The 12,840-nt window shown below is 31.4% G+C and carries 13 protein-coding genes and 1 tRNA gene; 7 read left to right on the top strand and 7 right to left on the bottom strand.

The annotated features are described in order from the left end of the window. Nucleotides 1–20 precede the first annotated feature (20 nt). Both plsX and rpaB read right to left on the bottom strand, forming a co-directional pair. The gene (gene plsX / locus EU91_RS06970; protein WP_032523911.1) at nucleotides 21–1,439 is read right to left on the bottom strand and encodes a phosphate acyltransferase PlsX; all 1,419 of its coding nucleotides are present in this window, start codon (nucleotides 1,437–1,439) and stop codon (nucleotides 21–23) included. Continuing rightward, nucleotides 1,440–2,186 (bottom strand): response regulator transcription factor RpaB, encoded by a 747-nt coding sequence (rpaB, locus tag EU91_RS06975; protein ID WP_032523910.1) that lies wholly within the window; start codon nucleotides 2,184–2,186, stop codon nucleotides 1,440–1,442. Nucleotides 2,187–2,293: 107 nt separating this feature from the next. Here rpaB and radA point away from each other — a divergent pair, with 107 nt between their 5' ends. Next, nucleotides 2,294–3,646, top strand: a complete 1,353-nt coding sequence (gene radA / locus EU91_RS06980) for a DNA repair protein RadA (protein WP_032523909.1) — start codon at nucleotides 2,294–2,296, stop codon at nucleotides 3,644–3,646. 7 nt (nucleotides 3,647–3,653) lie between these two features. On the opposite strand, the gene EU91_RS06985 is transcribed toward radA, so the two are convergent. Continuing rightward, on the bottom strand, nucleotides 3,654–4,175 hold the full coding sequence (locus tag EU91_RS06985; protein WP_032523908.1) for a photosystem I assembly protein Ycf3: 522 nt from the start codon (nucleotides 4,173–4,175) through the stop codon (nucleotides 3,654–3,656). A 120-nt stretch (nucleotides 4,176–4,295) separates the two neighbouring features. On the opposite strand from EU91_RS06985, the gene EU91_RS06990 reads away from it, so the two are divergent. The 3 genes from EU91_RS06990 to EU91_RS07000 are packed head-to-tail and all read left to right on the top strand — an operon-like array spanning nucleotide 4,296 to nucleotide 8,188. Further along, nucleotides 4,296–6,593, top strand: a complete 2,298-nt coding sequence (locus EU91_RS06990) for a heavy metal translocating P-type ATPase (protein ID WP_032523907.1) — start codon at nucleotides 4,296–4,298, stop codon at nucleotides 6,591–6,593. Beyond that, on the top strand, nucleotides 6,594–7,232 hold the full coding sequence (gene tmk, locus EU91_RS06995; RefSeq protein WP_032523906.1) for a dTMP kinase: 639 nt from the start codon (nucleotides 6,594–6,596) through the stop codon (nucleotides 7,230–7,232). It begins immediately after the preceding gene. Beyond that, on the top strand, nucleotides 7,229–8,188 hold the full coding sequence (locus EU91_RS07000) for a DNA polymerase III subunit delta' (protein ID WP_032523905.1): 960 nt from the start codon (nucleotides 7,229–7,231) through the stop codon (nucleotides 8,186–8,188). The genes tmk and EU91_RS07000 overlap by 4 nt, the downstream gene beginning before the upstream one ends. A 2-nt stretch (nucleotides 8,189–8,190) precedes the next feature. Here EU91_RS07000 and EU91_RS07005 read toward each other — a convergent pair whose 3' ends face one another. Then, complete coding sequence (locus tag EU91_RS07005) at nucleotides 8,191–8,973, bottom strand: response regulator transcription factor (protein ID WP_032523904.1); 783 nt, start codon at nucleotides 8,971–8,973, stop codon at nucleotides 8,191–8,193. Nucleotides 8,974–9,375: 402 nt separating this feature from the next. Here EU91_RS07005 and EU91_RS07010 point away from each other — a divergent pair, with 402 nt between their 5' ends. Beyond that, nucleotides 9,376–9,735 carry a DUF7326 family protein gene (locus EU91_RS07010; protein WP_032523903.1) on the top strand — a complete coding sequence of 120 codons (360 nt, stop codon included), beginning with the start codon at nucleotides 9,376–9,378 and terminating at the stop codon, nucleotides 9,733–9,735. Nucleotides 9,736–9,945: 210 nt separating this feature from the next. Here EU91_RS07010 and EU91_RS07015 read toward each other — a convergent pair. The 3 genes from EU91_RS07015 to EU91_RS07025 form a co-directional block, all read right to left on the bottom strand. Further along, nucleotides 9,946–10,017, bottom strand: a tRNA-Asn gene (locus tag EU91_RS07015). A gap of 49 nt (nucleotides 10,018–10,066) precedes the next feature. Further along, complete coding sequence (locus EU91_RS07020; protein ID WP_032524188.1) at nucleotides 10,067–10,741, bottom strand: ABC transporter ATP-binding protein; 675 nt, start codon at nucleotides 10,739–10,741, stop codon at nucleotides 10,067–10,069. An 8-nt stretch (nucleotides 10,742–10,749) separates the two neighbouring features. After that, nucleotides 10,750–11,022, bottom strand: coding sequence for a hypothetical protein (locus EU91_RS07025; protein ID WP_032523902.1), 273 nt, complete (start codon nucleotides 11,020–11,022; stop codon nucleotides 10,750–10,752). Between the two features lie 154 nt (nucleotides 11,023–11,176). On the opposite strand from EU91_RS07025, the gene cysK reads away from it, so the two are divergent. Together cysK and EU91_RS07035 are read left to right on the top strand one after the other, a co-directional pair. Beyond that, complete coding sequence (cysK, locus tag EU91_RS07030) at nucleotides 11,177–12,145, top strand: cysteine synthase A (protein ID WP_032523901.1); 969 nt, start codon at nucleotides 11,177–11,179, stop codon at nucleotides 12,143–12,145. A gap of 15 nt (nucleotides 12,146–12,160) precedes the next feature. Then, nucleotides 12,161–12,838, top strand: a complete 678-nt coding sequence (locus tag EU91_RS07035) for a J domain-containing protein (RefSeq protein ID WP_032523900.1) — start codon at nucleotides 12,161–12,163, stop codon at nucleotides 12,836–12,838. Nucleotides 12,839–12,840 lie beyond the last annotated feature (2 nt).

Genomic DNA, 12,840 nt, shown 5'->3' with positions numbered 1-12,840 from the left:
TATATCAGACGCAATATGTTTTAAGAATTTAAAACTTGAAGCTTTTGAAGTTGACTTAAATTATCCATAACGTTATGGTTTACTGCGGAGTGAGCTAAGCGAAGAGCGCTAACGACTGATAAAGACTTACTACTACCATGCCCAATCACGCAAATACCGTTTACTCCAAGTAATAAGGCTCCACCATGTTCAGCGTGATCTAATCTTTTCTTTATTCTGAGGAGATTACTTTTCAAAAAGGCTGAACCAACTTTTCCCCGCCTACCTCTTGGAAGCTCGGATCTTAGGATATCTAATAAAACACCTCCCACAGACTCAAGAAATTTTAATAATATATTACCGGTAAACCCATCACAGACCACTACATCAAAATTACCTGACAATACATCCCTACCTTCACAATTACCTCCAAAATCAAAACTTTTTTCAGCAGATAATAATTCATATGTTTTTAAAGATAAATCATTACCTTTGCATTCTTCTTCCCCAATATTTAAAAGGCCAATTCTTGGCTTTTTAACTTGCAAAACATCTTGAGCATAGATATTACCTAATAGTGCAAACTGATGCAGATAAGAAGGTTTACAGTCAGTATTTGCACCAACATCTAAAACTAATACAGGGCGAGTTTGATCCCTTGTTGGAAATAATGCGCCTATAGCGGGTCTATCAATCCCCTTCAATCTACCAATTCTAAATATGGCAGAAGCCATCATTGCGCCTGAATTGCCAGCTGAATAAATAGCTTGTGCTTTATTTTGTCTAACTAAATCCATTGCAACATTTATACTTGCATTTTTTCTTTTTCTGACTGCTGTAGCTTCTTCATTCATTCCGATAGGATCTCCACTATCAATTAATTCAAGACGATTATTTTCTATTTCTTTTTCAAGTATTTCTAAAAGACCATTTTTTTCTGCTGCATTTTTAACTTTTTCAGTATTGCCAACAAACTTTATATTTATAGGAAATCTGCTTATCGCTTCGAGACAACCCTCCAGAATTGGCCCAGGCGCATAATCTCCACCCATACCATCAACTGCTATCCAAATTCTATTAGATTGCGAGTCTCCCACCTTATCCAAAATATTATCGCTATTTTGCAATCTTTTTAATGGATCAAAAACAAATGGCTGCAATGTATTCTTAGCTAACGAACTGGCATTTGAAACCACACTGGAAGCAGTATTTACAACAGATTCAGCACTTGAAAATACATTTCCTGCAACATTACCTGCAACATTACTAGCTACATTACCAGCTGTACTTACGACGGATCCAGCACCGGAAACTACGTTACCAGCAACATTGCTAGCCGTTGCTGCAGAACTAGCAGCAGTATCTACTATTGAAGTTACTGCCGAGTTTCTTTTATACCAAATTACTAATCTTCTGATAGCTCTAGGCTTATTAATCTTATGTAAAGTTTCTTTCCCCATTTATTTACCGTCAAAAGGAGCAATATCAACAATCCTTTGAAAAAGATATCCTGTTCCTCTTGCTGTTAATATCAATTCAGGATTTGCTGGATCAGCCTCTAATTTTGATCTTAATCTTGATATGTGAACATCAACTACTCTTGTATCTACATGTCTCTCTGGTGTATATCCCCAAACCTCTTTCAAAATCTCTCCTCTACTAAATGGCTCACCTGACCTACTTACCAAAAGCTCTAAGAGACTAAATTCCATACCAGTTAATCTAATTCTCTCATCGCTCTTAAAAACTTGTCTTCGGTTTGTATCAATTTTAATATCAGTAACCAAAATTAATCCTGAATTAGGCATTCCAGGAAGTTGTTCTTTGTCAATTCTTCTTAAAACGCACCTAATTCTAGCTTCTAATTCTTTAGGACTGAATGGTTTTACTACATAATCATCAGCTCCTAATTCTAAGCCTGTTATCCTATCAGCAACATCTCCTAATGCAGTTAACATAACAATTGGGACATCAGAATCTTTCCTTAATTCTTGACAAACTCCATAGCCATCTAACTTTGGCATCATTACGTCAAGTACAACTAAATCAGGCTCATAATCTTTAAATAACTTTAGTGCTTCTTTACCATCACTTGCAGTTACAACTTTGTAGCCAATCATAGAGAGGCGAGTCTCCAGAATTCTTCTAATACTTGCCTCGTCATCTGCGACAAGAATTGTTTCTTTAGTTTGACTAGATAGAGCCATTTGTTTCTATTAGCTAATCAGTAAGAGAATTAATTATTAACCTAATCTAACTTGTAGAGGGGCAATATCCCAAACATTCTAGTTCTATTTACTTATTCAAAAACTAAATGTCTAACAAATTGTCGACTTTTATTTGTCAAAATTGTGGAACTGAAAGCTCTCAATACTTTGGGAAATGCCTTAATTGCAACTCATGGAATTCCATAGTTGAAGAAATTAAAAGCAAGAGATCTAAATATCAAGATATAAAAAATATTAAGAAGGCTATCCCATTTAATGAGATTTCATCTAAAAAAATATCAAGATTTACGAGTGGTTTTAAAGAATTTGATCGAGTTCTTGGAGGTGGGGTAGTTCCTGGATCCATTGTTTTACTTGGAGGGGAGCCTGGTATAGGTAAAAGCACAATAGTTCTTCAAGCAGCAGGAAGAATTTCACTCAATGAGAAAGTTTTATATGTAACTGCGGAAGAATCTTTAGAGCAAGTAAAAATAAGATGGGAAAGATTAAATCAAAAAAGTATTGATTTAAAAATTTTTGCTGAAACCAATTTATCCTTAATTATTAAAGAGATCAAAAGATTAAATCCTAGTTTCGCAATAATTGACAGTATTCAAGCCATTCATAATCATGAGATGGAAAGTTCGCCAGGATCGGTTTCTCAAGTTAGAGCTTGTTCATCAGAATTGCAAAATCTTGCCAAAGAAAATAATATTGCGCTCCTAATAATTGGTCATGTTACCAAAGATGGAGCTTTGGCAGGTCCCAAAACTCTAGAGCATTTAGTTGATGTAGTAATAAACTTTGAAGGAGATAATATTTCCTCACATAGATTACTGAGAAGTATAAAAAATCGATTTGGATCGACTTTTGAAATTGGAATTTTTGAAATGCTTGAAGAGGGCTTAAAAGAGATTAAAAACCCAAGTTCAATATTTACCAATAAAGAAAATATTTCAGGAGTAACAACCACGATAACTAATGAAGGAACCAGACCATTTGCAGTTGATATACAAGCACTGGTAAATAAAACTTTCTACAGTAACCCAAGACGAACTACAACTGGAATTAGCATTAACAGATTACATCAGATTTTAGCTGTTATTGAAAAACACGTAGGTATTAAATTATCTGAATTTGATTGCTATGTAGCTACCGGAGGTGGTTTTGAGATTCATGACCCCTCCTCTGACTTAGGTGTAGCAATATCAATTTTATCAAGTTTGAAGAATATTCCTCCTCTAGCCAATAGTACATTTATTGGGGAATTGGGTTTGAGTGGTCAAGTTAGAAAATCAAATAACCTTAGGACAAAGATAGAAGAGGCTGCAAGATTAGGGATTAAAAATATCGTAGTACCAAAGATAGAGAAAGATCAAAATAATATTTTTGAAAATATAATGAATATCAAAGAGATCTCCAATATCAAAGAGGCAGTTGAATATTGTTTTTCGGAGTAAAGGAATATTAGAGGTACATGTCAATTGAACTTCTTCCAGAGTTTTTCAACCAATTCTCAATATCAAGATAACCTCCTGGATATAACCTCACTGCTTTAGACCAAACTTCAGCAGCTTTATCAAACCAAATATCTCTTTGATCTAATTCACCATTTTGTTCAGCGTATCTTCCCCTTTTTTCATAAATTAAACCTATATTTTTGAGACATGATGGCTGTTTAGGATTTTCAACTAATGCTTTTTCATAAGTTTCAATAGACAAATCTTCTTCACCGTTACTCATATATATTATTGCCATATTTTTAAGAGTCTCTCCTCTATCAATTTTATTTTCTTCAAGCAGTAAACTTTCTTTGTAATACTCTAATGCTTCCGAATAATCCCCATTATTTTGAGCTGCTAGTCCATCTCTATAATAGATATAAGCCTTTTTTTCCTTATCAGCGATAGGCATTATTTTTACTATAGATTCAGCAATTACAGTAAAGGCTTTATCAATAAAATTGTCTCTGTTTTGATTACTAGGCACTGCTTTGAATTTAATAAAATTAATATAGTAATTTAAAAAATAACTATTTAAAAAGTCTATTACAATTATTATTATAGTTAAAAATAAAGTTAAACATTAATTTGCTTCTATCGTGAAAATATGGAGAGCATTCAATTAAGCATTAAAGGAATGAAGTGCGGAGGTTGCGTTAGTACTGTTGAAAAAATATTGAATAATTCTGATGGTATCAAAAATGTTTCTGTGAACTTACTCACAGAAAGTGCATATTTTGAAATTAGCCAAAAGCATGTAGAAATAGAGACAATTCTGGAAAACCTCAATGAAAATGGATTCCCATCAAAAATTTACATAAATGATTTTTCAAAAAAAATTAATAAAGCAGAATTAGAAAAAAAAAAGAAATGGAATAATCAATGGCAAAAACTAACCTTTGCACTACTACTTTTAATTTTTTCAGGTTTAGGTCATCTGGCAGAGGGAAGATATATCAATTTTCCAGTATTAGGTAATATATTTTTTCACGCTTCTTTAGCAACATTAGCTTTATTATTGCCTGGAAGAAAAATAATTATAAATGGATTTAAATCATTTATTAAGAACCATCCAGATATGGATTCTTTAGTAGCTCTTGGAGTAACTAGCGCATATACAACTAGTCTTCTATCCTTGATATTTCCTTCCATAGGTTTTCCTTGTTTTTTTAATGAACCAGTTATGTTATTAGGATTTATATTGATTGGGCGTTTTTTAGAAGAAAGAGCTAGGTATCAAACTAATTCATCCATTGGCGAGTTATTAGATCTTCAACCTGAAATGGCAAATATCTATACAGAAAATAATCAAATAAAGTCAATAAGAATAAACACTTTAAAAGCCGGTCAAGAGATTCAAGTTTTAGCAGGAGACAGAGTACCTGCTGATTGCATTGTTACTCAAGGTAACTCATATATTGATGTCTCTCATATTACTGGAGAATCCAAACCTGTTGAAGTAAAAGAAGGTCAAAATTTATCCTGTGGATCTTTAAACCTAAATTCAACTCTTAGACTAAAAGTGTTAAAGGTGGGAGGAGATTCTTCTTTAGCTAAACTAGTAAGTCTTATTGAGTCCGTTAACTCTAATAAACCTTCCATTCAGAGAATTGCTGACAAAATTGCAGGCAAATTTACTTACTTTGTACTAATATTCGCCACTTTAAGTTTCTTTTTTTGGTGGAAGGGAGCGAAACAAATTTGGCCTGATTTACTAAATCATAGTCATAATCAATTTTTAACAAATTCAGGGCATACACTTCATAGTTCTCTTGGTAGTAATGCTGAAAATTTCCTAAGTTTAGCAATTCAGTTGTCAATTGCTGTTTTAGTAATAGCTTGTCCTTGCGCGTTGGGTTTAGCTACACCAACAGTAATTACTGTCGCATCAGGCAAAGCAGCAAAAAAAGGTGTCTTATTTAAAGGGGGTGACAAAATAGAGATGGCTTCAAAAATTAATCATATTATTTTTGATAAAACAGGTACTCTTACAAAAGGGAAACCTTTCATTGTTGATTATCAAAATAATAATGATCATTCACTTTTATTAAAAATAGCTGCCAGTCTAGAACAAGAAAGCAGACATCCAATTGCGAATGCCTTAATTCAAGAGGCAGAAAAACAGAACTTAAATTTATTCCCAATAAAAAAAATTGTCACCCATACGGGTAGAGGTATTTCAGGAGAACTTGATTCAATTGATGGACTTATCAATATAGGAAACATTGAATGGCTACTAAGCAATGGAATAAATATTGATAGCAATGCAAAAAAAGTCATTCAAAATGAAGATACAGAGGCGAACACTATCATTGGAGTGAGTATTAAAGATAAGTTATTAGGCTTTATCTTGTTAGGAGATTTACTCAGAGAGGACTCAATTAAAACAGTTCAAAATTTGAGAGAAAACAAATTTAAAATCAGTATTTTAAGTGGAGATAGAAAACAAACAGTTTTGGCCTTAGCAAAAAAAATTGGTTGTAAAGAAACGGAAGTAAAATGGGATCTTCTCCCTGAAATGAAACTTAAGACTATACAAAATTTAAAAATCAAAAATAAAGTAGCGATGATTGGAGATGGAATTAATGATGTACCAGCCTTAGCTGCCTCAGACTTAGGGATTGCAGTAGGATCAGGTACTCAAATAGCAAAGGCCAACGCAGATGTAGTATTGATGGGAGATCAACTAGATGGATTACCATATGCTTTAAATCTTGCAAAAAAAACTATAAGAAAAATAAAGCAGAATCTTATATGGGCATTTGGTTACAACTTAATGGCCATACCAATCGCAGCTGGCATTTTGTTCCCTAAATTCGGCATTCTTCTTTCTCCCTCAATAGCAGCATTATTAATGGCTACTAGCTCTATTACAGTTGTAATAAATGCTTTATCTTTGGATTAAATGAAAGGAAAATTTATTGTAATTGAAGGTATTGATGGATGTGGTAAAACCACCCAAATAGATGAACTAACTAAATGGCTTCCTAGTAGTGGTCTGATGAAGAAAGAGTCTAAGTTAATTACCACAAGGGAACCAGGAGGCAGTCTACTAGGCAAAAAACTTAGAGGACTGATTCTTGATACCAATAAAAATAATCAACCTTCATCACTTGCAGAATTATTGCTTTATTCAGCTGATAGAGCTGAACATGTTTCAAAAATTATTTCACCTGCTTTAAATAAAAATAATTGGGTGATTAGTGATAGATTTTCTGATTCCACCCTGGCTTATCAAGGTTATGGAAGAAACATAAATTTAGAAATTATTAAAAATATTGAATCTATTGTGTGTCAAGGAGAATATCCTGATCTAACTTTCTTTTTAGAAATTTCTCCAGAAGAAAGTATCTCTCGAAGAAAAAATCAAATTCCAGATAGAATAGAAGCAGAGGGTATTAAATTTTTAGAAAAAGTAAATGAAGGATTCAAAGTAATTGCTAAAGAAAAAAACTGGAAAGTAATATCTGCTTCACAAAATATTGAAACTATTTCTTATCAAATTAAAGAGACTTTATTAAAAAATTTTTCTACAAATAAATGATCGAGGTTAAAAATAATATTTTAATATTTCATGAAGAAGTCGATACATGCCTTAAAAGCATAATAAAAAACAAATCGTATGCTAATGGTTATATATTCTATGGTGCTGAAGGAGTAGGGAAAAAACAAACTGCTCTTCAATTTATAAAAAAGATATTCGAACAATCTTCCCCTACCAGAAATATAGAAGAGAAAATTACCAACAATAATCATCCTGATTTTCTGATTATCGAACCTAGTTCCTCTTTGGGATCTAAAGGATCAAAAAGTTTAGATCTTAAAAAAACAAAAAGTGGGACTGAGATCATTAAGATTGATCAAATACGGAATATCAAAACTTTTCTTGGTCAAAAATCAATAAACTCAGATAAAAAAATAATTTTAATTATTGATGCCCATCTTCTAAATGAAGCAGCCTCAAATTGCCTTTTAAAAACGTTAGAAGAACCTAGTAATGGAATTTTTATTTTATTAACTTCAAAATTAAACCTTCTGTTAGATACAATTATCTCCAGGTGTCAATTAGTAAGGTTTCGATCCTTATCAACTAAAGAAATAAATACTATCCTAAAAGATTATTTAGATCCCTCTAAATTCAATACTAATACAAAATTAAATTTTGAAGATTTAATAAATTCTGCAAATGGCTCTCCAGGCCAATTATTGAAGAATATTGAAATTTGGAATGAGTTATCAGATGAAATTACAAGTACATTAAATTCTCCAATTAAAAATAGTCTAGAAATATTAGAGGTATCTAAATTAATAACTGAAAAATTAGAAATTTATCAGCAGGTTAATTTAGTAAATTTTATTCAAATTATTTGGTGGAGAAAGACAAAAAACATTAATCTAATAAAAAAACTTGAAAATTTAAAATTTCACTTAAGAAAAAATATTCAACCGAAGTTGGCATGGGAAGTTACTTTCTTAAAAATTGCAATGGAAGATATGTGAATCTAGTCTATTGCAGAATTTATTAAATCAGGATTTCTTGCTTGAATAAATTCTTGTTTAGCAGTTGCAACTTGGGAACCAATAGGTAGCTCAAGACAATATCCCGCTCCATATACAGTTTTTATGTATATGGGCTTACGTGGATCAGGTTCAAGCTTAGTACGTAGATGCCTAATATGAACTCTTATTGTCTCAATATCATCGTCAGGTTCATATCCCCATACTTCTTTAAGAATCAATGCTGGTGAAACGGTTTGACCATGCCTTTGTAAAAGGCAATGAAGTAATTCAAACTCAAGATGAGTTAGTCTAACAGGAGATTCAAACCAAATAGCTTCGAATCTTTCTGGCACAAGAGTAAGAGGGCCGTAGTTTAAAATTTCTTGTTGGTTACTAGAGTTTAATTGTGCTCTATTTGTTCTCCTTAATAATGCTTTTATGCGTACATGCAATTCCTCCAAATCGAAAGGTTTTGTAATGTAATCATCAGCTCCGGAGTTAAAACCGGTTACTTTATCTTTAATGCCACCCAATGCTGTTATCATCAAGATTGGTATATTTGATGTTCTTTCATCTCTTCTAAGTCGCTGGCATAAAGTTAAACCATCAACGCTTGGTAACATTAAATCTAAAAGTATTAAATCTGGTGCATATTGAAGTGCTAACGCTTGCCCTTTAATGCCATCTTCAGCTTTTTGTACATCGAAACCAGAATGTTCTAAATGCTTAGCTACTAAATCACGCATATCACGATCATCTTCAATTAAAAGGATTGAAATTTTCATATTTATAAACTATTAAATAAAAATTAAGTTTTAGTATTATGATTCTCTCAAGAATTTACAAAGATTGCTGAATTAGTGTAAACAATTTTATCAATTAGATTTATCGATTAACTCAATAGCATCAGTGTATTAGAGAGAAATTTCATATTTTTAAAAAGTTTAAATTTCACAATTTCTTCCGATTTTATTAATTTTTTCTTAAGAATTAGAGAAATATTCGAAAAAATTATGGTTAAATTTGAAAATCTTTCAAATTCAAATTGCCAAAAGAAGGTATCTAAATAAAAATTACTCTGTGCTTTTTAGTTCCAAATAGGATTTCAATAACTTTAGAGTTTTTGATTTCTTGAGAGTGTTTAAATTAATTAATTTTGACTATATTAAAAAAAATTTAAAGGGTTTATGAAAAAGAAGTCATTTATCTATTCTGATTTATCTAAAAAACAACTAGAAAAACTTAAAGAATTTTATATCCAAAAAAAAGTTGAATCTATGACTCATCAAGACCTTAAAAAATATGTATTAGAAATTATTTCTCATCAAATAAACGATACTATTGACAAAGAAGAAGAAATGGAAGCATGGAGAGAAATGTCAGATTTTTTTGGAGAGCAATTTGAGCTAGTTATATTAGAGATGCAAACAAAATACATTGACGAGAAAAACATTCTTGAAACAGAAATAGATACTCGCAAACAAAGAATGAATTTACTTGAAAGGAATAATCTAGATCAAGAGAAAAGGGATATGTGGGATGACTAGAATTTTCTGCAAGATGTAATTTGTAGTACATAAAAAAACGTTTTATTCGTTGTATAGATAGATTGATATTTGTTCTATTTACTGTTCTAAATACTATATATAATTTTTAGATTATGTATTCGACCAACCACTTTTTTAAAAAAAAGAGGTCTTAGAAATAAAAAAGTCACCTTTGTTAGGGTGACTTTACATCAATTTTTGAAATATAAGCTCCCCGGGCGGGATTCGAACCTGCGACCAATCGATTAACAGTCGATCGCTCTACCGCTGAGCTACCGAGGAATATAAAATGAATTTAACTCTTTAAAGTGCCCTATGACAAGTAAAAGTTTTAATTATATTGAAATTTTGATGGTTCTCTCCAACTAGATAAAAAACCATTTTTCAGCTCTGCTACTGAATCAGCATAAGTTAATTCTTCATAACGATGAGTAATCCACAAAGCGGATAAAGGTTTTTTATGGTCACTTGTAAGATTTTTAATAGTTTTTAAAACTTTTAATTGACTGGTTTGATCAAGTAAAGCTGTAGGCTCATCCAAAAGAATAAAATTTCTATTACTAATAAGAGCGCATGCAATTGTTAAGCGTTGTTTTTGTCCACCGCTTAAAGTATGAATAGGCCTTTTTTCAAAACCAGTCATTCCTACCTGATCAAGCACATATTCAATTTTCTTATTTATTTCATTTTGACTTATATTTTGATTAATATTAATCAGAAGTTCACTCCTGCAATTTGGCATCAATATTTGATGATCAGGGTTTTGAAAGACCATGCCAATATTTGCTTTAGAATCGATTATTCCATTTTTGGGTTTAATTATTCCATTAATTAATTTTAAAAGAGTACTTTTTCCACTACCGTTTTTACCTACGATCATCCAAAATCCAGGTTTTTTTATAGAGAAGTTACATTTAAAAATTAAATTTTCTTTTTTTTCAGGATATGAAAAAGAAACATCTTTTAATTGAATATGAGGTATTTCATTTTCAAGAGAATCTCGCATTAATTCTGTCAATCTATGTTGAGAGAGAATCCTGGTCTTTTAGCTCCTCCAGCTACTGAAGATTTTTCATATATCTGAACAGAAATGATTTCTTTAGCTTTGACAGCAATTAATTTATCTTGCACTTTGTCACATTTTAATTCTATCAAATTTGAGGATTCTAGACTTTCATTCATAGAACTTTTTATTTCATCAAAAATTCGTTTAGCATCATCAAATTCTTTCTTCTGAATTGAAAGTGGGAAAGGTGAATATCTCAGACTTAGTTCCAGCGAATACATAATCTTTATAAAAACTACCTTTTTATAATAGTAAATATTTTTACGCTAAAAGTTATTTTAAATTAAATTCTTTTGAGAAAATTATATAAAAGATCTGCAAATACAATTATTATGTATATAGGAGATTTTATTTTGCAATTTAAAAAATCATTTCATGGAAATAGCAAATGATATAACTTCTCTAGTTGGAAATACACCGTTAGTTAAATTAAATCGAATCAGAAATTATTTTAATTGTTATCCAGAAATAATAGCCAAACTAGAAAGTTTTAATCCATCAGCATCCGTTAAGGATCGCATTGCTTATTCAATGTTATGTAAGGCTGAAGAAGAAGGATTGATAACACCAGACAAAACAACGTTAATTGAAGCGACAAGTGGCAATACTGGCATCGCATTAGCAATGGTTGCTGCAGCAAAAGGCTATAAATTGATATTAACTATGCCGGATACGATGAGTATTGAAAGAAGAGCAATGTTGAGAGCATATGGAGCTGAATTACAGCTAACCCCTGGGCAAGAAGGGATGAAAGGAGCCTTAGATTTAGCTAATGAGTTGTCTTCAAGCATTGTAAATAGCTATCAATTTAATCAATTTGAAAACTTTGCTAATCCAGATATTCATGAAAGAACAACAGCTCAAGAAATATGGGCCCAATCCAATAACAATTTAGATGGACTTGTTACGGGAGTAGGCACAGGAGGAACAATTACTGGTTGCGCACGTTTTTTGAAAAAAGTTAATCCAAAATGCAAAATTTATGCAGTAGAGCCCAAAAAAAGTGCTGTTATTTCTGGAGAAAAAGCAGGATCTCATTCTATTCAAGGAATAGGAGCAGGTTTCGTACCTAAAGTACTGAATACTAAATTAATTGATGAAATTATAAAAATAGATGACGATGAAGCATTTTATTATGGTCGTTTATTAGCTCGATTGGAAGGTCTTTTATCTGGCATCAGCAGCGGAGCAGCTCTAGCAGCAACTATAAAAATTGGTGAAAGGAAAGAATTAATGAATAAAAGATTGATAGTTATTCTTCCAAGTTTTGGTGAAAGATATTTATCAACAGCAATGTTTGAATCGAATACCTCAATTCAAGCCAGAAAAGATGGTTATCTTTAATCCGTAATTTATAAAATGGAAAAAAATTTATATGAAGAATTAGGCCTCAAAAAAAATGCAACCAGCAGTGAAATTAAATCTTCATATCGTGCTTTAGTTAAGCAACATCATCCAGATGCAGGCGGGGAAAAAGAAAGATTTCTTGCAATACAAAATGCCTGGGAGACTCTAAATGACCCTATCAAAAAAGAACAATATGATAAAAATTTTTTCTCTTCCAGTTCATCATTTGATTCATTAAATGAAAATTGGGAAGGTAAATTTAATTCAAAAAAATATAATTCGTCAATTAAAGACAAAGAAGTAGAAACATGGATAAAAGAAATCTTCATTCCGATCAACAGATCACTCAATCAAATAATTAAACCCTTGAACAACGAAATAAAAGAACTTTCTGCGGATCCATATGATGACCAACTTATGGAAAATTTTTGCAACTATATAAGTCTTTCACAAAAGAAAATAGAAAAAGTTGAAAAAATTTATAACAAAAAAATAGTTCCAAAATCTATTTCAGCTTTAGGTCTCGATCTTTATCATTGTTTTTCACAAGTTAAAGATGCACTATCAGAATTTGATAGATATACACAAGGATACGTGGATAATTACTTATTTGATGGTAAAGAAATGATTAAAGAAGCAAAAAGAATCCAATCAAAAATGTCTATAGAGAAAAAAAATAAAAACTTTTAGAT

The sequence above is a fragment of the Prochlorococcus marinus str. GP2 genome, assembly GCF_000759885.1.
Classification (GTDB): domain Bacteria; phylum Cyanobacteriota; class Cyanobacteriia; order PCC-6307; family Cyanobiaceae; genus Prochlorococcus_A; species Prochlorococcus_A marinus_J.
Note: the sequence above shows the minus strand (reverse complement) of the source record. Positions and strands in the feature narration are given on the sequence as shown.

Coding starts and splice junctions, on each gene's coding strand:
- tmk (WP_032523906.1), top strand. CDS start 6,594: ATGAAAGGAAAATTTATTGTAATTGAAGGTATTGATGGATGTGGTAAA.
- EU91_RS07035 (WP_032523900.1), top strand. CDS start 12,161: ATGGAAAAAAATTTATATGAAGAATTAGGCCTCAAAAAAAATGCAACC.
- plsX (WP_032523911.1), bottom strand. CDS start 1,439: ATGGGGAAAGAAACTTTACATAAGATTAATAAGCCTAGAGCTATCAGA.
- EU91_RS06990 (WP_032523907.1), top strand. CDS start 4,296: ATGGAGAGCATTCAATTAAGCATTAAAGGAATGAAGTGCGGAGGTTGC.
- rpaB (WP_032523910.1), bottom strand. CDS start 2,186: ATGGCTCTATCTAGTCAAACTAAAGAAACAATTCTTGTCGCAGATGAC.
- EU91_RS07020 (WP_032524188.1), bottom strand. CDS start 10,741: ATGCGAGATTCTCTTGAAAATGAAATACCTCATATTCAATTAAAAGAT.
- EU91_RS07000 (WP_032523905.1), top strand. CDS start 7,229: ATGATCGAGGTTAAAAATAATATTTTAATATTTCATGAAGAAGTCGAT.
- EU91_RS07025 (WP_032523902.1), bottom strand. CDS start 11,022: ATGTATTCGCTGGAACTAAGTCTGAGATATTCACCTTTCCCACTTTCA.
- EU91_RS07010 (WP_032523903.1), top strand. CDS start 9,376: ATGAAAAAGAAGTCATTTATCTATTCTGATTTATCTAAAAAACAACTA.
- radA (WP_032523909.1), top strand. CDS start 2,294: ATGTCTAACAAATTGTCGACTTTTATTTGTCAAAATTGTGGAACTGAA.
- EU91_RS07005 (WP_032523904.1), bottom strand. CDS start 8,973: ATGAAAATTTCAATCCTTTTAATTGAAGATGATCGTGATATGCGTGAT.
- cysK (WP_032523901.1), top strand. CDS start 11,177: ATGGAAATAGCAAATGATATAACTTCTCTAGTTGGAAATACACCGTTA.